Source organism: Blautia sp. AM29-29 (genome assembly GCF_003480555.1).
GTDB classification, from domain to species: domain Bacteria; phylum Bacillota; class Clostridia; order Lachnospirales; family Lachnospiraceae; genus Fusicatenibacter; species Fusicatenibacter saccharivorans.
In genome coordinates this window covers 298,970-321,717 of sequence record NZ_QUJD01000001.1, presented here as the reverse complement: position 1 = coordinate 321,717, position 22,748 = coordinate 298,970, and the positions used below count along the sequence as shown (strand labels likewise).

Below are 22,748 nucleotides of genomic sequence, written 5' to 3'. Positions count from 1 at the left end.
AAGGGAAAACAGACGACATGAATGGTTCAATGTTTATCGGAACCTGGTGGGCACTCGTCCCGCCGCTGCTTGCAATTCTGCTTGCATTTGTAACAAAAGAAGTTTACAGTTCCCTGTTCATCGGATCGGCAGTCGGTGTCCTTTTGTACACCGGCTTCCATCCGTGGGATGCGTTCACAAGCTTCTTTGAAATTTTACGGAACAGCATGAACATCAACATTCTGATCTTCGATATCCTGCTTGGCATGGTTGTCGTGCTGATGGCGAAATCCGGCGGCTCGGCGGCGTATGGAAAATGGGCGGGGACGAAGATCAAAACGAAGCGGAGTGCGCTTCTGGCAACGATGGGGCTTGGTGTTCTGATTTTTGTGGATGACTATTTCAACTGTCTGACAGTCGGCTCTGTCATGCGCCCGGTCACGGACAGCCACAAGGTTTCCCGCGCGAAACTCGCATACATCATCGACTCCACCGCAGCGCCGATCTGCATTATCGCGCCGATCTCAAGCTGGGCGGCAGCCGTCAACTCGTATGTGCCGGCGGATGCGGGAATCAGCGGATTCCAGCTGTTTCTGCGGACAATTCCGTATAACCTGTATGCGATCCTTACAATTGCGATGGTCTTTTACATCTGCTACACCGGCTTTGATTTTGGTCAGATGAAGCTCCACGAGGATAATGCCGCCAAAGGTGATCTTTTCACGACCGGAGGCGAGGAGTTTGAGCAGGTTTCCGAGCAGGAGGTCAATCCGAACGGAAAAGTCATCGACCTCGTGCTCCCGGTTGCCGTACTGATTGTATCAGCGATCGGAGCGATGGTTTACACTGGCTTCCTCGGCGGCGCGGACAATGTGATTTCCGCGTTCGCAGGATGTGATGCAGAGACGAGTCTGATTTTTGCCTCTGTCGTGACGATCCTGTTTATGATGGCGCTGTATCTTCCGCGGAAGGTCATCACCTTCAAGAGCTTTATGGACAGCCTGTCCGAGGGCTTCAAGCTGATGGTTCCGGCGGTTACGATTCTCGTCTTTGCGTGGACCTTAAAAGGCGTCGGTGATGCGATGGGCCTGGCCCAGTTTGTCGGAAGCGTCGTGGGAGACCATGCATCCGCAAGTATTTTTATCCCGGTGGTGCTGTTCGCCGTGGCGGTGTTCCTTTCCTTTTCGACGGGAACCTCCTGGGGAACGTTCGCGATTCTTGTGCCGATTGCAACGGGCATGTTCGCAGCCGGAACAAATCTGGAGATGATGATTATCTCGGTATCCGCCGTCCTGGCAGGGGCGGTCTGCGGTGACCATATTTCGCCGATCTCGGATACGACGGTTATGTCAAGTGCGGGTGCGCAGAGCAACCATCTGAACCACGTATCGACGCAGATGCAGTATGCGGCCGTTACGGCGTGTGTCTGCCTGGTGGGATATCTGATTGCAGCCGTGACCAGAACGTGGTGGATCACACTTGGCGTCAGCCTTCTTCTTCTTTTGGCTGTTTTAACCGGAATGCGCAGATTTTGCGCAAAAAAAGCGGAAAACGGCAAAAAATAAAAAAGAAAACAGAAAAACGCGTGAAATGCTTGACGGGAGAGAAAAAGAACCGTATACTAAAAAATAGAACAAACATTCACAGGACAACGGTGTCCTGCAAAGAAGAAGCGGAACGCTTTTGGAGCAGGAATGTGAATTGGAACAGAAGGAATTGGATTTTTCAAAGTCCAGTTCCTTCTGTTTATCTCTGTTAAAATTGCATCGGAGCTGTGAAATGCAGGAGAAGAAAGGAGGCATTCCGGGGCGAAAACGCTTTGGAAAAGGGAAGGACTGTTATGGTCAGAAAGATCATAGCAGACAATGGCAAAAACAAAAAGAGGGAGAAAATATATGATATTTGGAAAGTACATTAACAAATACTACCTGAAGAATGCGCCCATTCTGATTCTCGGTCTTGCAGCGCTGATTCTCGTAGATTATTTCCAGCTTTTCATACCGGAGCTGTACCGCATGGTCATCAACGGCATGAACGGCGACCCTGTTCTGGTCAACGGCCAGGCGGCGGTGTTTGATATGGAATTTCTGCTGGATCAGGTCTGCCGGCCCATGATTATTACCATTATCGTCATGGTAGTCGGCCGTTTCCTGTGGCGAGTCTGCTTTTTCGGCTCCGCGATCCGCGTGGTGACCGATCTTCGTACCTGCATGTTCGCGCACAGCAAGGAGCTGTCCCAGGAGTATTATCAGGTCAACAAAGTCGGAAACCTGATGAGTCTTTACACGAACGATCTCGATACCGTGCAGGAGTGCTTCGGCGACGGTATTCTGATGTTCTGCGATGCGCTGTTTTTAGGCCTGCTTGCCGTGATCAAAATGTGGCGCATGAACCACTTCCTGACTGGCCTTTCCATGATCCCGATGGCATTTCTGATGGCCGCCGGCACAACGCTCGGCAAATACCTGATGAAAAAGTGGGAAGAGCGCCAGGCGGCCTTTTCCGAGCTGTCCGATTTCGCGCAGGAAAACTATTCCGGTCTTGCTGTCATCAAAGCATTCGTCAAAGAGACGAAAGAGCTGATGATGTTCCGTAGACTGAACCGCGAGAACGAGGACATCAACGTAGAATATACCAAAATTTCCACACTGCTGAACATTATGGTAACGCTGTTCGTCGAGTCCGTCATCTGTGTAATCTTAGGCTACGGCGGCTATCTCGTTTACTGCGGAAGCTTCGACGCCGGCCAGCTTGTTGAGTATATCGGCTATTTCTCGGCCGTTGTATGGCCGATCATGGCGGTCTCCATGCTGATTGAGAAGACATCCCGTGGAAAAGCGTCCTTAAACCGTATTACGGAACTGCTTGACGCAAAAGTCGATGTGAAGGACCGCGGCGGTGTGCAGGATCTGCCGTCCATCCATGGAAAAATCGAGTTCCGCAATCTGACCTTCCGCTATCCGGACGGGGAGTACGATGTGCTGAAAAACGTATCGTTTACCATTGAGCCGGGCGAGAGTGTCGGCATCGTCGGAAAGACCGGTTCCGGAAAAACGACCATCGTCGATCTGCTGCTCCGCACCTACAACGTGCCGGACGGAACGCTGTTTATTGATGACCACGATGTCAACACCGTTTCCATTCACTCCGTGCGTGAGGGCTGTGCCTACGTGCCGCAGGACAACTTCCTGTTCTCCGACACGATTTCCGGCAATATTTCCTTCGCCTTTGATGACGAAAACCAGGAGGCCATTGAGGATGCGGCGATGATGTCCGATGTCCATGACAATATCGCAGAGTTCAAAGAGGGCTACCGCACCGTTCTTGGCGAGCGCGGTGTGACGGTTTCCGGCGGACAGAAGCAGCGAATCTCGATTGCGCGTGCGCTGATGAAACACGCACCGATTCTGATTCTCGACGATTCCGTCTCTGCGGTCGATACCAAAACAGAGCGCACGATTCTCGACAATCTCAAAAAACGTGAGGGACTGACGACAATTCTGATCGCACACCGGATTTCAACGGTGGAGCAGATGGACAAGATCGTGTTCGTCGAGGACGGAGAAGTCCATGCAGTCGGAAAACACGAGGATCTGTACCGGACCTGCACGGCGTACCGCAAGATGGTCGATCTGCAGAAACTTGAAGAGGAAGCGGGGGAGGAGTAGAAATGCACAATTATTATCCGATTCTCTGGGTCGGCGCGATCATCGGCGTGATTTCCACCCTGCTGATTGTGGCCGCGTTTGTAGTGAAAGATGGAGAAAAAGAAACCGGCTTTGAGCGGAACATGAAAGACAGTGAAATCATGCAGCGTCTGATGGATTACGCAAAGCCGTTTTACCGCCAGTTTATCGTTGTTGGTTTTCTGATGCTGTTTTCGATCGCGTACGATATCATTTCGCCGCTGATCGTCGGCAAAATTGAGGAGCTCGTCGTTGGAAAATTCGCGCTGAATACCCTGTTTCTGTGGGTAGCGGGCTATGCGGCAATCCTTCTTGTCTCGATGGCGTGCACGTATTTCCAGGCCGTGATTCTGCAGAAGACGGGTCAGAAAATCATTTCCAATATGAGGGAGGATCTGTTCGTCCACATCGAGCGCCTTTCCCACGAGCAGTTAAATGAGATTCCAGTCGGAAAGCTTGTCACGAGAACGACAAACGATACGAACGCGATTTCGCTGATGTTCACCAATCTTCTGGTCAATCTTCTGAAGAACTTCTTCGTGATCATCGGTATTCTGATTGCGATGCTGTTTCTGAACTATGAGCTGACGCTGATGGTGCTCTGCTTCGTGCCGTTTATCATGCTGTTTTCGATTATTTTCCGCAAATTCTCGCGAAGAGCACACCGGAAAGTAAAAGACTGTACTACGGACATCAACACGTATCTGTCGGAGAACCTTTCCGGTATGAAAATCACACAGATCTTCAACCGCGAGGATGCCAAGATGCGCGAGTTTACCGACAAGAGCAACGCACTCGGCCGCGCACAGCAGGAGCAGATTTTCGTGTTTGGTATTTTTCGTCCGCTCGTCTACATGCTGTATATCAGCTCCGTGCTCTGCCTTTTGTATTTAGGCGGCAAGGGCTATCTGGAGGGAACGTCGTTCCTCGGCCAGACGCTTACCAGCGGTATGATCGTCAGCTTTTACATGTATATTTCAAAATTCTTCAACCCGATCCAGAACCTGGCGGAGCAGTTCAACTGGCTGCAGTCTGCATTTGCATCCGCCGAGAAAGTATTCTCGATTCTGGATCTTGAGCCAAAAATGCAGGATGCGCCGGATGCGATCGAGCTTACCGGCATCAGGGGCGAAATTGAGTTCCGCGACGTATGGTTTTCCTATATCCCGGGCGAGTGGGTGTTAAAAGGCGTTTCGTTCCACGTCAATCCGAAAGAGACAATCGCATTTGTGGGTTCCACCGGTTCCGGAAAATCGACGATTCTTTCCCTGATCTGCCGGAACTACGAGTTCCAGAAGGGTGAGATTCTGATCGACGGCATCGACATCCGAAAGATCAAGATCGATTCCCTGCGGAAAAAATTCGGCCAGATGCTGCAGGATGTCTTTCTGTTCTCGGGAACGATCCGTAGCAACATTATTCTCCGCGAGGAGGGGATTTCCGATGAAGAGATCATGGACGTCTGCCATTACGTGAATGCTGACCAGTTTATCAACAAGCTGGATCACGGCCTCGACGAGCCGGTGCGGGAGAGAGGAAACAACTTCTCCGCCGGACAGCGCCAGCTTCTCTCGTTTGCGCGTACCATCATCCATAAGCCTTCGGTCATGATCCTTGACGAGGCGACGGCGAACATCGACACCGAAACCGAGCTTCTGATCCAGGATTCCATGGAAAAGATGAAGAACATCGGAACGATGCTGATCGTAGCGCACCGTCTTTCGACGATCCAGCATGCGGATGAGATTATCGTACTGTCCCACGGAAAAATCGTGGAGCATGGAACGCATCAGGAGCTTTTAGCAGCGCAGGGAAGATATTACCAGCTCTACACGCTGCAGTACCACCGCGAGCAGAGTGAGAAACAGAGAGGAAGAAAGTAAGAAAATTTTAGAACAATAAAGACAATTTACAAAAAGGGAGAAATTTTGTTTGTGCAAAGTGACAAAATTTCTCCTTTTTTTACGGTGTATCATATTAAAATGATTTTAAATCAATATAGTCATATGAAAAATATATGAGCATAATACGATATCCGTTTTTCCATCTCAAAAAGCGGGCGGTTATAATAAGGGAAGCAAAACGGCAGGCACCAAAAAGCCGGGCCGTCTGTTGAAAGAAAGGGAAAATTTATGGAAAAGAAAGCAAGCCTTGTAGGACGCCTGCTCTCGGAAAATCAGATGTCGGAAGCATTTATCAACAGTATGTTTCTGGCGCTGTCCGGCGGTTTTCAGGATGCCTACACGTACAATTGCAGAGATGAAGTATTCTCAAATGCCCAGACGGGAAACGTTGTGCTGATGAGCCAGAACTTTCTGGAAGGAAACTTTACGGCAGGTCTTCGGTATCTCTTCCCGATCCTCTTTTTTGCGATGGGTGTATTTCTGGCAGAAAATTTCCAGGAGCATTACCGGTATGCAAAGAGGCTGCACTGGCGGCAGGTACTTCTCGCGGCGGAAATTGTGATCCTTGCGATCGTCGGATTTATTCCGTCTTCTTATAATATGCTCGCGGCGATGCTTGTATCGTTTGCGTGCGCGATTCAGGTACAGACCTTCCGCAAGGTCGGCGGTTATTCGTATGCAAGCACCATGTGCATCGGAAACCTGCGAAGCGGAACCGCAGCGCTGTCTATGTATATGCGGGATAAGAAAAAAGAACAGCTCCGTCAGGCCGGATACTATTTCGGCGTGATTCTGGCTTTCGCCATCGGCGCCGGAATCGGAGGCGTGTTCTCCATGCTGTATGGAATCCATGTAATCTGGATTTCCTGCGGACTTCTTCTGGTGAGCTTCCTTCTGATGTCACTGGAAAAGTACCGCTGAGAAATAAGAGAGAGTGAAGAAAGAAGGCTGAAAAAATGGAAGTATTTCTGGAGTGCTGTATGACACTATTCTTTTCAGCGGCCATGCTGCTGCTGATCGTCCGCCTGGCAAAGGGTGAGGAGAAAAACATGATGTTTGCGCGTGTGTTCTCCCTGGCGTCCAACGTCGGTTTCTGGATTGGAATTGTCCGCATCGCTGTGCTGAACCGGAGCGGATTTCTGATGTTCTTCTACATCACAGGCGCAATGCTTTCCTACACGGCGATGGTATTTGCCATGCCGCATAAAAAAGAGCAGATTGCCGGACAGCAGGCATAAATAAAAAAGAGACCCTGTATACGGGAAGGATGGAGCAGCGATGTTCCGTCCGCCGGTAGACAGGGTCTTTTTCTGTTTCAAACAAAAGTTCATAAAATCTTATACGCGTTCCAGAAGCTCCTCGATCAGCTCTTTTGCCGCCGCGTTCTGGTGCTGCCGCGGGTTGATGATAAGACAGATTTCACGTTTGGGGGCCTCCTCGATGAGCGGAATCCGACAGACGGTACGGCTCTTTAAGGCATCGCGTGCCAGCTCCTCCGGATAAAATCCGATGCCGAGGTTATACTCGACCATAGGAAGAATCTGATCCGTTGTCGCCGCCTCCATATCGGGGTGGAAGGCGAGGTTGTGATTCAGAAAGTACTCGGCGTACAGCTCCCGCGTGCCGGTGTCTTTGGCAAGCGAGATAAAAGGATATTCTGACAATTCGCCGAGATGATGCGGCTCTGCGGAAAGGGATGCATATTTCGATCCGCCGATCAGAATTTCCTGGAATGGGAAAATCGGGATCTTGTGCAGCGGTTTGCGGATTTCCACCGGGCTTGTGACGACTGCGAAGTCGACCAGACCGTTTTCGAGCGCCTGGATGGCCTGCGGCGTCGAGTGGTTGGAGATGCGCAGGCGGACGTGCGGATAGCGGGTGTGGAAGTGCTCCAGGCGGGAGAGCAGCATCAGACGAAGTGCCGTCTCGCTCGCACCGATTGTGATAAGGCCGCTCTCAAGAGACCGCTCAAGAGCCAGCTCCTCCTCAACCGTGCGGAGCTGTTCGTAGGCAACGGCCACACGCTCATACACCTTTTCGCCCTCCGCTGTCAGTGTGACACCCTGGTGGGAACGGATAAAAAGTTTGCAGCCAAGCTCACTTTCCAGATTGTTCATGCACCGTGTGATGTTGGGCTGGTTGTTTTTCAGAATTTCCGCGGCTTTTGTAAAGCTGTGATATTGTGCTACGAAGTAAAAAATGCGATAATAATCATATGTAATCATAAAAACCTCCGAAGGATGAAGAAGAAAAAATCATCCATGATTGCTTCAATATAAAATACATGCGCCGGGTTGTCAAGGGATTTCTGAGGATGGTCCGGCCGGATTGTGCGGGGGATGGCAGAAGAGAAGTGGAAATTTTTTGAAAAAACACTTGCAAAATACCCGGACAGGGTATATAGTGTAGAAGAAAACAAGATACCCCATTAGGGTATATGAAATAGAAAATCCAGAACTACAGAAAGGAAGACATACGATGGAACAGTACAATGTAACCGGCATGAGCTGCGCCGCCTGCCAGACCCGTGTCGAAAAAGCCGTGTCAAAGGTACCCGGTGTCACATCCTGCGCAGTCAGCCTTCTGACAAATTCCATGGGCGTGGAGGGAACGGCCTCCCCGGCAGAGATTATTGCCGCCGTGGAAAATGCAGGCTACGGTGCGTCGAAAAAAGGCGAGAAGGGAAGCACATCACAGTCGGCTTCCACAGCAGAATACGAAGAGATGCTGAAAGACAAGGAAACACCGGTCATGAAACGCCGTCTGTTGAGTTCAGTTCTTCTTTTGATTCCGCTCATGTATTTCTCCATGGGCCATATGATGTGGGGATGGCCGCTGCCGAAATTCTTTGAAGGAAATCACATCGCAATGGGACTGGTACAGCTCCTGCTTACCATTGCGGTCATGGTCATCAACCAGAAATTCTTTATCAGCGGTTTCAAGAGTCTCTGGCATAAAGCACCGAACATGGACACGCTGGTAGCGCTTGGTTCTACCGCATCGTTTGTATACAGCGTCTACGCCCTGTTTGCCATGACGGGAGCGCAGGTACAGGGGGACATGGATGCAGTCATGAGCTATATGCATGAATTTTACTTCGAGTCCGCAGCCATGATTCTGACCCTGATTACCGTCGGAAAAATGCTGGAGTCGATTTCCAAAGGAAAAACGACCGATGCGTTAAAGAGTCTGATGAAGCTGGCTCCGAAGACCGCCGTTCTCTTAAGAGACGGAAAAGAAGTGGAAGTCGGCATTGATCAGGTGAAAAAGGGCGATCATTTCATCGTCCGCCCGGGCGAAAATATTCCGGTGGACGGCGTTGTCCTGGAGGGAACGAGTGCCGTCAACGAATCCGCGCTGACTGGCGAGAGTATTCCGGTGGATAAAGAGGCCGGCGGCCGCGTATCGGCGGCGACCTTAAACCAGTCCGGTTTCCTGACCTGTGAGGCGACGAGAGTCGGAGAAGACACAACACTCTCCCAGATCATTCAGATGGTCAGCGATGCGGCAGCGACAAAAGCGCCGATCGCCAAAGTGGCCGATAAAGTTTCCGGTATTTTTGTGCCGGCCGTTATCTGCATTGCACTTGCTACGATTGTGATCTGGCTGTTTGCAGGAGAGAGCGTCGGCTTTGCTCTTGCAAGAGGTATTTCCGTTCTCGTTATCAGCTGCCCGTGTGCGCTCGGCCTTGCAACACCGGTTGCGATCATGGTCGGAAACGGAATGGGAGCAAAACACGGAACGATGTTCAAAACCGCAGTTTCTCTCGAGGAGACAGGAAAAACACAGATCGTTGCACTCGATAAGACTGGAACCATCACAAGCGGAGAGCCGCAGGTAACCGATCTTGTCCCGGCGGACGGTGTAAGTGAGGAGGAGCTTTTAAAAGGTGCCTTTGCACTGGAGCAGAAAAGTGAGCATCCGCTGGCCCGTGCGATTCTTGCACTTGCAGAGGAAAAAGGCCTGGCCCGCGAAGAAGTCAGTGATTTCTCTGCGCTTCCTGGAAACGGCCTTGTGGCAAAACGGAACGGAAAAGAGCTCTGCGGAGGCAACCGCGCACTGATTACGAAAAAAGCGGTTCTCTCGAAACAGATGGAAGAGCAGGCAGCAAAACTTTCCGAAGAAGGAAAGACACCGCTGTTCTTCAGTGAAGACGGAAAGATGCTCGGTATGATCGCGGTTGCGGATGTCATCAAAGAGGACAGCCCGCGTGCGGTGAAAGAGCTGCAGAATATGGGAATCCGTGTCGTGATGCTGACCGGAGACAATGAGCGCACCGCGCGTGCCATCGGCGCACAGGCAGGTGTGGACGAAGTCATCGCAGGCGTTCTGCCGGATGGAAAAGAAGCGGTCATCAGCCGCCTGAAAGAAAAAGGAAAAGTAGCGATGGTAGGAGACGGCATCAACGATGCACCGGCTCTGACCAGTGCGGATATCGGTATTGCCATCGGAGCAGGAACCGATATCGCGATCGATGCGGCAGACGTTGTCCTGATGAAGAGCCGCCTCTCCGATGTACCGGCAGCGATCCGCTTAAGCCGTGCGACCCTCAGGAACATTCACGAGAATTTGTTCTGGGCCTTCATTTACAATATCATCGGTATTCCGCTGGCTGCGGGCGTATGGATCCCGCTGTTCGGCTGGAAGCTGAACCCGATGTTCGGTGCGGCGGCGATGAGCCTTTCGAGCTTCTGCGTTGTGACAAACGCCCTGCGTCTGAATCTGTTTCGGATGCACGACGCGTCAAAAGATAAAAGAATCAAAAACGAAATTCTAAAGGAGGATCTGAACATGACAACAGAACAGGGAATGGTAAAAACCATGACAATCGAGGGCATGATGTGCGGCCACTGCGAGGCAAGAGTGAAGAAAACACTTGAGGCAATCGAGGGTGTTGCATCCGCAGAAGTAAGCCATGAAAAAGGAACAGCCGTTGTAACACTGACAGCTCCGGTATCAGACGATGTGCTGAAAACAGCCGTAGAGGCACAGGATTACACCGTAAAAGGAATCCAGTAAAACAGGAAACGTTGAGAAAAGGGAAACGCGCCTGGAATGAAAATTTCCGGGCGCGTTTCTTTTTTTTACCAGATATAGCAAAAATATTGCAATTTGTTCGGAATTTTCGTGACAAAAGGACAAAAATCCGTTAGGATAGAGAAAAAGAAGAGCAAAAACAAAAGGGTTTTTAGGATCAGGAGGTTTTTACATTATGACAGAGTACAGACTTGCAAAGCCGGAAGAGTGGGAGGACTGCATCGAACTTGCAAACTACGTGTTCAGCACGGCACACCGTCCGCACGACTTTGAGCAGTTAATTCCAAGGGTTTATCAGGCAGGACCGGAAATGGCACGGATCCACCGCGTCGCTGTTGCGGAAAACGGCAGACTCCGGGCCGAGATTGCGGTGCTTCCGCAGCAAATGGCGGCAGGGGGTAAGCTGCTCCGCGCAGGATATGTGGGAAGCGTTTCCGTGCATCCAAAGGCAAGGGGCGAAGGCCACATGAAGCGTCTTCTTGGCGACTGGATTACGGATCTGGAAGGAACGTGTGATCTTCTGGCACTGGACGGCCAGAGACAGCGGTATGCCTACTTTGGCTTTACGCCGGGAAGTGAAAAATACACGTTTTACCTGGATGTGGCAAATGTGCGCCATACCTGGAAAAACGGGGAACTCTCCGCTTACACCTTTGCGCCGCTGTTTCCGGAAAACGGCGAAGCGGACGAAGAGGCGGCAGCCTTTGCAAAGAAGCTGAATGAGGAAAAACCGCTTTACGTGGTAAGAGAGGATGTGAAAGCCTGCCTGAAAACGTTCGGCGAGCAGGCAATTGCAATCTGGAAAAACGGTGAGAGGATCGGATATCTGGCACTTTGCGGCGGAAACCAGGTTGTGGAAGCAGAAGTGTTGGAGGAACAGGATTTCGTTCCTGCACTTGCCGCTTATTTAAAAGAAAATGCGCTTGACTCTCTTTTCATTTCCATTCCGGTGTATGAGACCGGAAAAGCAGCAGCGTTATCGGAAGTCTGCGAAAGCTTCACAAAAGAGCGCTGCGGTTCCGCGATGTACCGTATTTTCCGATTTGCAGACGTCATCGAGGCAATGCTGACCATGAAAGCAGAGACGATGGGCATCAGCGATGGAACGTGGTTCGCCGTACTGGAGGGACAGCCGCTGACCGTGACGGTAAAAGATGGAACTGTGACCGTGACACGGGAAGCCCATCCGGGGGCAGATGTACTCAACCGGGAGCAGGCGCAGGAACTGCTTCTTTCACCGCTGGCAAGTAAGGGAAGCAAGGTTCCATCTGAAATCTGGAAGAACATTCCATCCGACTGGTTCCCGCTTCCGCTGTACTGTGCGACGGCAGACGAATTTTAGGCAATGACTGTTGGGAGGCAGAGAAATATGAACGAGACAGCGAAACGAGACAGAAGGGACGAAAAAGAAGAAATCCGGTACCATGTGATTTTCTACGGCCAGGTGCAGGGCGTGGGGTTCCGTTACCGGGCGTATTATGCTGCCTACCAGCTCGGACTGACCGGCTGGGTGAGAAACTGCTGGGATGAGACGGTGGAGATGGAGGTGCAGGGTGATGAGGAGACGATCACGGAGATGATCAAAAGGATCCGCACCTCCAGCTACATCGAAATCACGGATGCAAAATGGACGAAGATTCCGCTGGAATCGGAATTCGGTTTTCATATCCGTTGATCAGGGCTGTTTTTTCTCTTTTTCCGGAATTTCGACGAGAATGATATCGTTGCCGATCTGGCAGATGCGGTCCCATGGGATCACAAAATCCTCGCCGTGGCAGAAAAAGCCGCAGAATTTCACAGGACCCGGAAGAACGAGTCCGGTAAGATGTCCCGTTTTTGGATTGAATTCCACATCAATCGGACAGCCGAGCGTTTTGCAGGTGCAGATATTGATAACTTCTTTCTGGCGGAGATCTACAACGCGCATGCGGTGCTCCTTTTTACAGATTCCTATGGAAAAACATATGCGAAAATGTTGCTGCAGTTGACTTGAATTTCACGGAAAAATGCGTATACTGTAAAAGTAGAAAACTTTCCGAAATACTTATTTAGAAACGAGGACGAAAGATATGAGATGTCCATTTTGTAATCAGGATAATACCCGGGTTGTGGATTCACGCCCGATTGAAGACAGCAATGCGATCCGCCGCCGCCGGATGTGCGATGTCTGCGGCAGACGCTTTACGACATACGAAAAAGTGGAGACGATCCCTTTGATCGTCATCAAAAAAGATATGAACCGCGAGCAGTATGACCGCTCGAAAATCGAGACCGGTATCCTGCGCGCCTGCCACAAACGGCCGGTGTCCGCCGAGAAGATCAACGAGATGGTCAACAAGGTGGAGACGGAGCTTTTCAACGGCGAGGAACGCGAGATTCCAAGCTCTGTGATCGGAGAGAAGGTCATGCATTACTTAAAAGACCTGGATCAGGTGGCGTACGTCCGTTTTGCGTCGATTTACCGTGAGTTCAAGGACGTCAACACGTTCATGGACGAGCTGAAAAAGATGCTCGACAAATAGCGGGAGGCAAAAAAATGGAAGTGTCGAACTATATTAAAATGCGTGATCAGATGCAGGAACGTTTTCTGACATACGATCAGAAGGAGATCGAAGGAAAGTATGGCTTTGCGTTTGATGACGATTATTTCTATGTGCCGTATCTTTTTGAAGAATGGAGAGTGAACCGCCATACCGGCGTTGTGGAGGGATCAAAAGACCATTTTCTTCATGTACATCAGGGCAGTTTCAATGAGACGCTGACGATTTTCGACCTGCTCTGCTGCGGAAAGAAGGAGATTGTGCTCGCCGGCACGTATGCGCGTACCAATTCCTTAAAGGGAACGATCAAAGGCCGCACGATTGCGTCCGGCGTTCACGACAGCCGCGCCGCACGGTATGACGGGCATGTGGAACAGCTGAAAAAAGCATGCGTTTCCCTTGGCGGAAAACCATATTTCCCGGGAGACGCTGCTTTTGTTTTTCATGTCTTTCCGTTTCTGCCGCTCGTCTTCCAGTTCTGGGAGTCCGATGAGGAATTCCCGCCGGTGCTGAAGTTTATGTGGGATGAAAACGTCCTCGATTATCTGCGGTTTGAGACGCTGTATTACGTGATGGGAGATTTCCTGGACGCACTGGATCAAGCCTTCGATGCATGTAAAACAGAAGCCTGATACCTTTTGTGAGACAAAATCTTACGAAAATTTTTCGAATGTTTATAAAAATTTCAGTATACGAATCCCCTGGTTTAATGCTATAATGAGCGAAAGTGAGTAAAAAAGAGAAGAGAAAGGGGAATGCATATGGCTTTTAGCATGAAAGTAACACCGGAAATAGAGGAACTGACAAACATCTGTCTGGATAACTCCAAAATGGATGTTTCGCTGTATGGGCAATACGATGTAAAACGCGGACTGCGCGATGTCAACGGCGTTGGCGTCCTTGCGGGACTGACACAGATTTCAAACGTTGTGTCTTCGGATATCATTGACGGCGTCAAAACACCGTGTGACGGACGTCTGTACTACCGCGGCATCAACGTGGAAAAACTGACCCAGGGATTTTTGAGTGAAAACCGTATGGGATTTGAAGAAGTCGCTTATCTGCTCCTGTTTGGAAATCTGCCGAATGAAGAGCAGCTTAAGCATTTTAAGACGATTTTAAAACAGCAGCAGTCCCTGCCGAAGAACTTTGTGCGTGACGTTGTTATGAAAGCGCCGACCAAGGACATGATGAACACTCTGTCCCGAAGCGTTCTGACCCTGTACGCGTACGACAACCACGCAGATGATACCTCCCTTCCGAATGTGCTTCGCCAGTGCATTAACCTGATTTCTGTTTTCCCGATGCTGTCCGTCTATGGCTATCAGGCGTACAACCATTATATCAAGGGAAAAAGTTTATATATCCACAATCCGTCGAAGAAGCTTTCCACCGCAGAAAACATTCTGCTGATGCTCCGTCCGGATCAGAAATACACCCCGCTGGAGGCGAAGATCCTCGATCTTGCCCTCGTCCTCCACATGGAGCACGGCGGCGGTAACAACTCGACCTTTACAACACATGTTGTTTCTTCTTCCGGAACCGATACGTACTCCGTAATTGCAGCGGCGCTCGGCTCCTTAAAGGGACCGAAGCACGGCGGTGCAAACATCAAGGTTGTGCGGATGTTCGACGATATGAAGTCACACGTCAAAGACTGGACGGATGAGGAAGAAGTATCGAATTACTTAAGAAAGCTGCTGCACAAAGAGGCGTTCGACCAGAAAGGTCTGATTTACGGTATGGGCCATGCGGTTTACTCCATTTCCGACCCGCGTGCGCGCATCTTCAAAACCTTCGTTGAGCAGCTGGCAAAAGAAAAACACAGAGAGAAAGATTACCGGCTGTACGCTATGGTCGAGGAACTGGCTCCGAAGATCATCGGCGAGGAGCGCCATATTTACAAAGGTGTATCCGCAAACGTCGACTTCTACAGCGGCTTCGTTTACAGCATGCTGGATCTTCCGCTGGAGCTCTACACCCCGATGTTCGCCTGCGCGCGTATCGTCGGCTGGAGTGCACACCGGATGGAGGAACTGATCAACACCGACAAGATCATCCGCCCGGCGTACAAGAGTGTCAAAGATGAAGTGGACTATGTTCCGCTGGAAAACAGATAAAACAGGCAGAAGGGCCGGAGCGTGTCGGGATTTTCCGATCTGCTCCGGCATTGCTCTGTGCGGGAAGTAATGTGTCATTGTGAAAAATAGGAGAGTGCAGGAGAATGAATGAGACAAAAAATTACAGCATAACAAAATCCGGAGCAGTCATACTGGAAGGAGGGGCCAATCGCGGCGTCTTTACAGCAGGAGCGCTGGACTTTCTGATGGAGCAGGAGTATTATATCCCTCATGTGATCGGCGTTTCCGCCGGAGCCTGCAATGCGCTGGACTATGTATCGCGCCAGATTGGCAGAACGAGGGACTGTATGATTGTCACGGATGAGAAAAACCGCTACGTCAATAAGAATATCAAGACAATCGTTGAGAAAAAAGCACTGCTCGACATGGATATGGTGTTCGAACGGTATCCGTATGAGGTTTTTCCATTTGATTTTGATACGTATTTTGCATCGCCGCAGACGTGTGAGCTGGTTGTGACAAACTGTGAGACGGGACGCGCGGAATATCTGGATGACCGCGAAAATAAAGAACGTCTGCTTGCAATTGGCCGTGCATCATCGAGCATGCCGATCGCCTGCCCGATGGTGGAGATCGACGGAAACGAGTACGTCGACGGCGGTGTTGCCGATTCGATCCCGATTATTCGTTCCTTAAAGACGGGACACCGAAAAAATGTCATTATTCTGACACGGAATTTCGGTTACCGCAAAAAAGAGGGGACGAGAGGCTGGGAGCTGTATGTGGCGGCATTCCGCAAATACCCGAATCTCGTGCGTGCGCTTGTAAACCGCGCGAAACATTATAACCAGGTGCTCGAATGCATCGAAAAATGGGAAGAAGAAGGCTCCGTCTTTGTGATCCGCCCGGAGATACCGGCGGTATCGCGTCTCGAAAAGGACGAGGAGAGGCTGCGGGAATTTTACCAGCACGGCTATGACCAGATGAAAGCAAATTTTGAGGCTCTGCAGGAGTTTCTGAAAGAAGAATAAAGTTACTGTATAAACGAAAAGAGGATTGGAGAAAGAAGATGAGTGGAAAAAACCAGAAGAACCGGGGAACTATACTGATGCGGATGTTTTACCCGGACCGGAGAGAAAAAAGTGCCTATACGATCGATTACGCGGATCTGTACCGGAAAGGATACCGGGGCGTGATTTTTGATATCGATAATACGCTTGTTCCGCACGGTGCGCCGGCGACGAAGGAGGCGGCTGCGTTCTTTGCGTCTCTCCGGGAGACTGGTTTTTCCACCTGTCTGCTTTCCAACAATCAGAAACCGCGCGTGGCTCCGTTTGCCGATGCGGTCGGTTCTATCTATATCGAAAATGCGCACAAGCCTTCGGTGAAAAACTACCAGGAGGCATGCCGGAGAATGGGGATCAAAGAGGAGCAGGCGGTCTTTGTCGGGGATCAGCTTTTCACCGATGTGTACGGTGCAAAACGGACCGGACTTTACAATATTCTGACCGAGCCGATCGATCCGAAAGAGGAAATTCAGATCGTTCTGAAACGGTATCTGGAACACATTGTACTGTTCTTTTATGAGCGTGATCTGGCCCGCGGCAGGATTACGAAAAAAAACAGTTGAAAAATCGGGAAAAATATTATATTATAAGATAAGCCTATGGTGCGCATTTGGCGCATCGTACTATGTTAAGGAGGAAAAATCAGAATGATTTCAGCAGGAGATTTTAGAAACGGCGTTACCCTCGAGATCGATGGTCAGGTCGTTCAGATTCTTGAATTTCAGCATGTAAAACCTGGTAAAGGAGCTGCATTCGTAAGAACCAAATTAAAAAATGTCATCAACGGTGGTGTAGTAGAGCGTACCTTCCGTCCGACCGAGAAATTCCCGCAGGCTCGTATCGAGCGTGTAGACATGCAGTATCTGTACAGCGATGGCGATTTATTCTACTTCATGAACGTAGAAAACTATGAGCAGATCGCTCTGAACGAAGAGACCATCGGAGATGCTCTGAAATTCGTAAAAGAAAACGAAATGGTTAAAGTATGTTCCTACAACGGAAATGTATTCGCAATCGAGCCGCCTCTGTTTGTAGAGCTTGAGATCACCGAGACTGAGCCAGGCTTCAAGGGAGATACCGCACAGGGTGCTTCCAAACCGGCTACCGTTGAGACTGGTGCTACCGTAAGCGTTCCGCTGTTCGTAAACCAGGGAGACAAAATCAAAATTGATACCAGAACAGGTGAATATCTGTCCCGTGTATAAGTAAGAATGTTCCCGCCGTTGTCCGTCACAACTTTCTTTGTGGCGGACATGGTTTTCTAAATAAATAGAATATTCGTCTGAAAAATGGCTGATAAAGGCTGTCGGAAGCAGCCCGGGCCCGTTTTTCTCATCGTTCGAAGTTCCGCGAACCAACGAATCTCTGGCATATACAGATTTGTACAGAGGTTTTTAAGTTGTGTTTTCCGGAGCTTTTTTTGTTCCGTAAAGCAAAAATACAAAAGGCAATCAAACAGGAAAGGTGGGAAAAAATGGACTATCAGATGTTCAAAGAGCAGCTTGCCGCGCTGCTGAAAAGAAAAGCCGGCGATGATTTTGAGGTGAAGGTAGAATCGGTGCAGAAGCTGAACGGTATCGAAAAAGAGGCGTTTGTCATCAGCAGAAAGAAGGACTGGATTGCACCGACGATCTACGTGGAGCTTCTGTATGAATGCTGTCTGCAGGGCGTGCCGCTTTCTCAGATTGCAGAAAAGGTACTGGAGCAGTACCGGAAAGTGGAAGCGGAGGCGAGAAGACCGGAGAAAGCTGCCTTTTTTACCAACTGGAAAAATGCTGCGCCGCAGATCTACTGCGAGCTCATTCATGCGGAGAAAAACCGTACGCTGCTCTCCGAAGTTCCACACAGAAAATTTCTCGATCTCGCGGTCGTGTACTATTACCAGATGCGGGGAAACCGCGTGCCGGATGCGACAATTCTGATCCACGAGACGCACCGGGAGCTGTGGGGAATTTCGGCGGAGGAGCTGGATGCCCGTGCCTGGGAGAACACCCTGCGGGATCTGCCGGTGCGCACAGACAGCCTTATGGTGTATTTGAAAGAGGAGTACGGAGTAACGTTTCCCCTGTTCGAGCTTGGTCCGCTGGCGGAACAGTTTTACCTGGTCAGCAACCGCAGAGGAAAGCTGGGTGCAATCTGCATGTGCTATCCCGGCGTGCTGGAGAGTCTTTCGCAGCGCTTTGAGGCAAGTCTTTATGTGATTCCGAGCAGTATCCACGAGTGCATGGTGATTCCAGATTATGATGTGTTCCCAGAGGAGTGTCTTTCCGACATGGTACGGGACGTGAATGAAAAGACGGTCAAGCCGCAGGAGATTCTGTCGGATCACGTTTATTATTACCACCGGGAAAGCGGGGAACTGACGCTGTGTGAGAAAGAAACGTAAGCTGCGTGGCAGAATAGTCTGCGAATAATTTAAGAAAAAAATGGGCGGCTGGGTGGGAAAAATACTTTACAATTGCAGGAGTCTGTGGTAAACTGTCATAGTGTGGTTGAGAAAACAGATCACATCAGCGTCTGTAGCTCAGGGGATAGAGCAACGGTTTCCGGTACCGTGTGTCGGGGGTTCGAATCCCTCCAGACGCGTTTTTGCTACATGGCATGCTGCGGCGGGCAGGACCGGCGCAGGACAAGGAAAGCCCCTGCTTCGGTGTGAAGTAGAGGTTTTTTTGCTTACTGAGCATATCAATAACTGATCCGGCGGATCAGTTTTGATGAAGGAGGAAAAATATGGCAAAACCAATGACAACAAAAGATAAAATCCGGGAATGGATTTCCGATAATCTGCGCTACATGCTTCTGATCGGAGCAATTCTCCTGATTGTGGCAGCGGTTCTTCTCATCGTTCATCTGGTATCACCAAAAAACGATGGAAAATCGAGCGGCGGAACCGTAACAAGCAGCAGCACCGGAAGCAATGTGCCGGATAAAAAGACACAGGTAAAAGCAGACAGCAAAGCAGATTCTGAGGACAGCACAGGCATTTCATCGGACGTTTCGGATTCCGCGAATGATTCCAGTGCAGATGCTTCCAGTACCGATACCGCCAGCGCGCCGGATGCAGAGGCTGAGCCGACAAGTGAGCCGGAAGCGGCAGACGATACCAGCAATACAGAGAATACCGATAATACGGCTGTCTCCTTTGCCGCGGACAATGTCCCGGAAGTAAGCACCGTTCTGGAGCAGTATTACACCGCGCTCGGTGCAAGGGATATCAACGGTCTTTTTGCAGTAACAGATAATCTGACCGCGGAGGAGCAGGCGCAGATTGAGGCAGAAAGCGACGTGGAGTCATACGGAGATGTAAAGGCCTACACGATCAGCGGTCCAAATGACGGAACGTACATCGCGTTTGTCAGCAGCAGATGCAAATATCTGGGAATCAACCAGACCCTGCCGATGCTTTCGGAGTATTATCTCTACACGACAGAAGACGGCGGCCTGAAAATCATGGATGATACTGACAGCGATGCGGCCGTAACCGAGGCTATGAAAGCGGCGCTCGAAAACGAAGAAGTCAAAAATCTGATCGAACAGGTTCAGAACGATTATCGGAATGCACTCGATGCAGATGCTTCCCTGAGAGTATATGTAGAGAGCATTCAGTAGGAACAATAGAATAATACAAAACAAAAAAAGCAGTTTCTGGTTTTTATGAAACTGCTTTTTTGGAAGGATAAAACCATGCGCTTAAACAAATACTTAAGTGATGCGGGCGTCTGCTCGCGGCGGGAGGCGGACCGTCTGACAGAAGCGGGCGAGATTACGGTAAACGGAAAACGCGCGGAAACCGGCATGCAGGTGGAGTCTGGCGACGTTGTTGTCGTGAAAGGCAAAACCGTTGTCCCGGAGGAGAAAAAAGTCTATCTCGCCTTCAACAAACCGCGCGGCATCGTCTGTACTGCGGAAAAACGGGAGAAAAACAACGTCATCGATTATCTGTCCTACCCGGTGCGGATTTACCCGGTGGGAAGACTCGATAAAGATTCCGAAGGCCTCCTTCTGATGACGAACGACGGTGCGATCGTAAACGGTATCATGCGTGCCAGAAACCGCCACGAAAAAGAATACCAGGTCGAGGTAAACAAAGAGATTACACCGGAATTTCTGAAAGAAATGGCATCCGGCGTGCCGATTCTCGATACCGTGACGCGCTCGTGCCGGATCCAGAAAACGGGAGAGCGCAGCTTTACGATTATTCTGACGCAAGGGCTGAACCGTCAGATCCGGCGGATGTGCGAAGCATTAGGATATCGTGTCACAAAGCTGAAACGTGTGCGGATCATGAATATTCACTTGAAAGACCTGAAAACAGGGGAGTACCGCCCTTTAACGGAAAAAGAATTAGCAGAACTGAAAAAGCAGATCGGGGAGGAAAAGCGATGAACGAGACAGAACGGATGAAGGAACTGGTCAAAAAGCTGAACGAAGCGGCAAAAGCCTATTACCAGGAAGACCGGGAGATCATGAGCAACCTGGAGTACGACACGCTGTATGACGAACTGCAGGTATTAGAGGAAAAAACAGGCGTAACACTCGCCGGAAGCCCGACCACAAAAGTCGGCTACGAGGCGATGGACGAACTGCCGAAAGAAGCGCACGAGTCGCCGATGCTTTCCCTTGATAAAACGAAAGATGTGGAAGTGCTCCGCAGCTTCATCGGGGATCACAAAACGCTGCTATCCTGGAAGATGGACGGTCTGACCGTCGTTCTGACGTACCGCGGCGGTACCCTCGCAAAGGCCGTCACCCGTGGAAACGGCGTGATCGGAGAGGTTGTCACGAACAATGCAAAAGTGTTTGAAAATATTCCCTTAAAAATCCCGTACCAGGGAGAGCTGGTTCTGCGCGGCGAGGCGATCATCCGCTATTCCGATTTTGAGAAGATCAACGAGGAGATTGAGGATGTCGATGCGAAATACAAGAATCCGAGGAACCTCTGCAGCGGTTCTGTGCGCCAGCTGAACAATGAGATTACGGCAAAACGCCACGTTCATTTTATGGCATTTGCGCTTGTGAGCGCTCCGGAACAGGATTTCGAAAATTCCAGAATCCGTCAGATGGAGTGGCTGAAAGAGCAGGGCTTCGAGGTGGTGGAATACAAGGTTGTCACCAAAGATAACCTCGACGAGGCGATGCAATATTTCTCCACGAAAATCGAGACAAACGATTTCCCGTCCGATGGCCTTGTCGCGTTGTATGACGATATCGCCTACGGAGAATCACTCGGCACAACCGCGAAATTCCCGCGGAACGCTTTCGCCTTCAAATGGGCGGATGAACAGAAGGAGACCACTCTGCTTGAAATTGAGTGGAGCCCGTCGAGAACCGGTCTCATCAATCCGGTTGCGGTTTTTGAGCCGGTCGAGCTGGAAGGAACTTCGGTTTCCCGCGCAAGCGTCCACAACATCAGTATCATGCGTTCGCTGGATCTCGGTGTGGGTGATAAAATCCTTGTCTACAAAGCAAACATGATCATTCCACAGATCTCAGAGAATCTGACGAGAAGCGGTGTGCGCGATATTCCGGAAACGTGTCCTGCCTGCGGCGGTGCCACCCGGATTCAGATGATGAACAATGTCGAGACCCTCTACTGTACGAATCCGGAGTGCCCGGCAAAATTCATGAAGGCATTCACCCTGTTTGTAAGCCGCGACGCGATGAACATCGACGGCATGTCGGAGGCAACGCTCGAAAAATTCGTGGGCCACGGCTTCATCCGTGAGTTTGCCGATATTTTCCGTCTCGACCGCTACCGCGACGAGATTGTGGAGATGGACGGTTTCGGTGAAAAATCATACCAGAATCTGATCGACAGCATCGAGCGCGCGAAAAACACAACGCTGCCCCGTCTGATTTTCGGACTTGGCATCTTAAATATCGGTCTTGCAAACGCGAGAATGATCTGCAAAGCCTTCGATTTCGATCTCGACCGGATCCGGAATGCATCGGCGGAGGATTTCGCGCAGATCGACGGTGTCGGAGAAGTGATTGCAAAAAGCATCGTGGATTACTTTGCGGATGAGGAAAATAAAGAACGCCTTGAGCGCCTTCTGTCGTATCTGACGATTGAGAAGCCGCAGGCAAGCCAGGAAGAACAGAAATTAGCCGGTCTTACCTTCGTCATCACCGGAAGTGTGGAACATTTCCCGAACCGGAATGCATTAAAGGCAAGAATCGAGGAGCTCGGCGGAAAAGCCACCGGAAGTGTAACGGGAAAGACGAGCTATCTGATCAACAACGACACGACATCCAGTTCCTCCAAAAACCGGAAAGCGCGCGAACTCGGCGTGCCGGTGATCTCAGAAGAGGAATTTCTGAAGATGACAGAAGAATAACGAAATATCTGCAAAGGCGGTTTGCATCCCGCGCGGGAATCTGCTATAATCGGAAGCAGACGGCAGAAATTCCTGCCGGAAAAAGCAAACCGCCTGTCTGCGCAGAGAAAAGCGCG

General features: G+C 50.4%; 20 protein-coding genes and 1 tRNA gene. 19 read left to right on the top strand and 2 right to left on the bottom strand.

Features of this window, described 5'->3' with window-relative positions; translation table 11 throughout:
* Positions 1-17: 17 nt before the first annotated feature.
* From DW769_RS01465 to DW769_RS01445, 5 genes are all read left to right on the top strand, one after another.
* The gene (locus tag DW769_RS01465) at positions 18-1,544 is read left to right on the top strand and encodes a Na+/H+ antiporter NhaC family protein (RefSeq protein ID WP_055267079.1); all 1,527 of its coding nucleotides are present in this window, start codon (positions 18-20) and stop codon (positions 1,542-1,544) included.
* Positions 1,545-1,874: 330 nt separating this feature from the next.
* Positions 1,875-3,647: an ABC transporter ATP-binding protein gene (locus tag DW769_RS01460; protein ID WP_055218289.1), complete on the top strand. Its 1,773-nt coding sequence runs from the start codon at positions 1,875-1,877 to the stop codon at positions 3,645-3,647.
* 2 nt (positions 3,648-3,649) lie between these two features.
* Entirely contained in the window at positions 3,650-5,548 is a 1,899-nt protein-coding gene (locus DW769_RS01455; protein ID WP_117800814.1) for an ABC transporter ATP-binding protein, read from the top strand.
* Between the two features lie 249 nt (positions 5,549-5,797).
* A complete protein-coding gene (locus DW769_RS01450; protein ID WP_242991102.1) occupies positions 5,798-6,490 on the top strand; it encodes a YoaK family protein in 693 nt (230 codons plus the stop codon).
* Between the two features lie 35 nt (positions 6,491-6,525).
* Complete coding sequence (locus tag DW769_RS01445) at positions 6,526-6,807, top strand: hypothetical protein (RefSeq protein ID WP_022462506.1); 282 nt, start codon at positions 6,526-6,528, stop codon at positions 6,805-6,807.
* A 99-nt stretch (positions 6,808-6,906) separates the two neighbouring features.
* Here the strand turns inward: DW769_RS01445 and DW769_RS01440 are convergent, their stop codons facing one another.
* Positions 6,907-7,794 carry a LysR family transcriptional regulator gene (locus tag DW769_RS01440; protein ID WP_117509122.1) on the bottom strand — a complete coding sequence of 296 codons (888 nt, stop codon included), beginning with the start codon at positions 7,792-7,794 and terminating at the stop codon, positions 6,907-6,909.
* Positions 7,795-8,047: 253 nt separating this feature from the next.
* On the opposite strand from DW769_RS01440, the gene DW769_RS01435 reads away from it, so the two are divergent.
* The 3 genes from DW769_RS01435 (at position 8,048) to DW769_RS01425 (ending at position 12,281) form a co-directional block, all read left to right on the top strand.
* Positions 8,048-10,588, top strand: a complete 2,541-nt coding sequence (locus DW769_RS01435; protein ID WP_118749866.1) for a heavy metal translocating P-type ATPase — start codon at positions 8,048-8,050, stop codon at positions 10,586-10,588.
* A 193-nt stretch (positions 10,589-10,781) separates the two neighbouring features.
* On the top strand, positions 10,782-11,948 hold the full coding sequence (locus tag DW769_RS01430; RefSeq protein WP_118601194.1) for a GNAT family N-acetyltransferase: 1,167 nt from the start codon (positions 10,782-10,784) through the stop codon (positions 11,946-11,948).
* Between the two features lie 27 nt (positions 11,949-11,975).
* On the top strand, positions 11,976-12,281 hold the full coding sequence (locus tag DW769_RS01425; RefSeq protein ID WP_022462510.1) for an acylphosphatase: 306 nt from the start codon (positions 11,976-11,978) through the stop codon (positions 12,279-12,281).
* On the opposite strand, the gene DW769_RS01420 is transcribed toward DW769_RS01425, so the two are convergent.
* Entirely contained in the window at positions 12,282-12,533 is a 252-nt protein-coding gene (locus DW769_RS01420; RefSeq protein ID WP_022462511.1) for a YlmC/YmxH family sporulation protein, read from the bottom strand.
* A 142-nt stretch (positions 12,534-12,675) separates the two neighbouring features.
* Here DW769_RS01420 and nrdR point away from each other — a divergent pair, with 142 nt between their 5' ends.
* The 11 genes from nrdR (at position 12,676) to ligA (ending at position 22,632) form a co-directional block, all read left to right on the top strand.
* On the top strand, positions 12,676-13,128 hold the full coding sequence (nrdR, locus tag DW769_RS01415; RefSeq protein WP_022462512.1) for a transcriptional regulator NrdR: 453 nt from the start codon (positions 12,676-12,678) through the stop codon (positions 13,126-13,128).
* A 14-nt stretch (positions 13,129-13,142) separates the two neighbouring features.
* Entirely contained in the window at positions 13,143-13,778 is a 636-nt protein-coding gene (locus DW769_RS01410; RefSeq protein ID WP_117760416.1) for a DUF3786 domain-containing protein, read from the top strand.
* 129 nt (positions 13,779-13,907) lie between these two features.
* A complete protein-coding gene (locus DW769_RS01405) occupies positions 13,908-15,266 on the top strand; it encodes a citrate/2-methylcitrate synthase (RefSeq protein ID WP_118749878.1) in 1,359 nt (452 codons plus the stop codon).
* Between the two features lie 104 nt (positions 15,267-15,370).
* Positions 15,371-16,258, top strand: a complete 888-nt coding sequence (locus DW769_RS01400; protein WP_022462515.1) for a patatin-like phospholipase family protein — start codon at positions 15,371-15,373, stop codon at positions 16,256-16,258.
* 74 nt (positions 16,259-16,332) lie between these two features.
* Positions 16,333-16,857: a YqeG family HAD IIIA-type phosphatase gene (locus DW769_RS01395; protein WP_117801204.1), complete on the top strand. Its 525-nt coding sequence runs from the start codon at positions 16,333-16,335 to the stop codon at positions 16,855-16,857.
* 84 nt (positions 16,858-16,941) lie between these two features.
* On the top strand, positions 16,942-17,499 hold the full coding sequence (gene efp / locus DW769_RS01390) for an elongation factor P (RefSeq protein ID WP_022462517.1): 558 nt from the start codon (positions 16,942-16,944) through the stop codon (positions 17,497-17,499).
* 269 nt (positions 17,500-17,768) lie between these two features.
* Complete coding sequence (locus tag DW769_RS01385) at positions 17,769-18,680, top strand: DUF5688 family protein (protein ID WP_022462518.1); 912 nt, start codon at positions 17,769-17,771, stop codon at positions 18,678-18,680.
* A gap of 127 nt (positions 18,681-18,807) precedes the next feature.
* A tRNA-Arg gene (locus DW769_RS01380) sits at positions 18,808-18,880 on the top strand.
* A 144-nt stretch (positions 18,881-19,024) separates the two neighbouring features.
* On the top strand, positions 19,025-19,903 hold the full coding sequence (locus DW769_RS01375; RefSeq protein ID WP_118749865.1) for a hypothetical protein: 879 nt from the start codon (positions 19,025-19,027) through the stop codon (positions 19,901-19,903).
* 75 nt (positions 19,904-19,978) lie between these two features.
* Positions 19,979-20,680: a pseudouridine synthase gene (locus DW769_RS01370; protein WP_117509172.1), complete on the top strand. Its 702-nt coding sequence runs from the start codon at positions 19,979-19,981 to the stop codon at positions 20,678-20,680.
* A complete protein-coding gene (ligA, locus tag DW769_RS01365) occupies positions 20,677-22,632 on the top strand; it encodes an NAD-dependent DNA ligase LigA (protein WP_055228463.1) in 1,956 nt (651 codons plus the stop codon). Before DW769_RS01370 ends, ligA begins: the two co-directional genes overlap by 4 nt.
* Positions 22,633-22,748: the final 116 nt, after the last annotated feature.

Excerpts from the sequence above, each read along its gene's own strand:
- DW769_RS01425 (WP_022462510.1), top strand. The coding sequence starts at position 11,976 with ATGAACGAGACAGCGAAACGAGACAGAAGGGACGAAAAAGAAGAAATC.
- DW769_RS01370 (WP_117509172.1), top strand. The coding sequence starts at position 19,979 with ATGCGCTTAAACAAATACTTAAGTGATGCGGGCGTCTGCTCGCGGCGG.
- DW769_RS01410 (WP_117760416.1), top strand. The coding sequence starts at position 13,143 with ATGGAAGTGTCGAACTATATTAAAATGCGTGATCAGATGCAGGAACGT.
- DW769_RS01430 (WP_118601194.1), top strand. The coding sequence starts at position 10,782 with ATGACAGAGTACAGACTTGCAAAGCCGGAAGAGTGGGAGGACTGCATC.
- DW769_RS01450 (WP_242991102.1), top strand. The coding sequence starts at position 5,798 with ATGGAAAAGAAAGCAAGCCTTGTAGGACGCCTGCTCTCGGAAAATCAG.
- DW769_RS01420 (WP_022462511.1), bottom strand. The coding sequence starts at position 12,533 with ATGCGCGTTGTAGATCTCCGCCAGAAAGAAGTTATCAATATCTGCACC.
- efp (WP_022462517.1), top strand. The coding sequence starts at position 16,942 with ATGATTTCAGCAGGAGATTTTAGAAACGGCGTTACCCTCGAGATCGAT.
- DW769_RS01465 (WP_055267079.1), top strand. The coding sequence starts at position 18 with ATGAATGGTTCAATGTTTATCGGAACCTGGTGGGCACTCGTCCCGCCG.
- DW769_RS01400 (WP_022462515.1), top strand. The coding sequence starts at position 15,371 with ATGAATGAGACAAAAAATTACAGCATAACAAAATCCGGAGCAGTCATA.
- DW769_RS01385 (WP_022462518.1), top strand. The coding sequence starts at position 17,769 with ATGGACTATCAGATGTTCAAAGAGCAGCTTGCCGCGCTGCTGAAAAGA.
- nrdR (WP_022462512.1), top strand. The coding sequence starts at position 12,676 with ATGAGATGTCCATTTTGTAATCAGGATAATACCCGGGTTGTGGATTCA.
- DW769_RS01435 (WP_118749866.1), top strand. The coding sequence starts at position 8,048 with ATGGAACAGTACAATGTAACCGGCATGAGCTGCGCCGCCTGCCAGACC.
- DW769_RS01445 (WP_022462506.1), top strand. The coding sequence starts at position 6,526 with ATGGAAGTATTTCTGGAGTGCTGTATGACACTATTCTTTTCAGCGGCC.
- DW769_RS01460 (WP_055218289.1), top strand. The coding sequence starts at position 1,875 with ATGATATTTGGAAAGTACATTAACAAATACTACCTGAAGAATGCGCCC.
- ligA (WP_055228463.1), top strand. The coding sequence starts at position 20,677 with ATGAACGAGACAGAACGGATGAAGGAACTGGTCAAAAAGCTGAACGAA.
- DW769_RS01405 (WP_118749878.1), top strand. The coding sequence starts at position 13,908 with ATGGCTTTTAGCATGAAAGTAACACCGGAAATAGAGGAACTGACAAAC.
- DW769_RS01440 (WP_117509122.1), bottom strand. The coding sequence starts at position 7,794 with ATGATTACATATGATTATTATCGCATTTTTTACTTCGTAGCACAATAT.
- DW769_RS01455 (WP_117800814.1), top strand. The coding sequence starts at position 3,650 with ATGCACAATTATTATCCGATTCTCTGGGTCGGCGCGATCATCGGCGTG.
- DW769_RS01375 (WP_118749865.1), top strand. The coding sequence starts at position 19,025 with ATGGCAAAACCAATGACAACAAAAGATAAAATCCGGGAATGGATTTCC.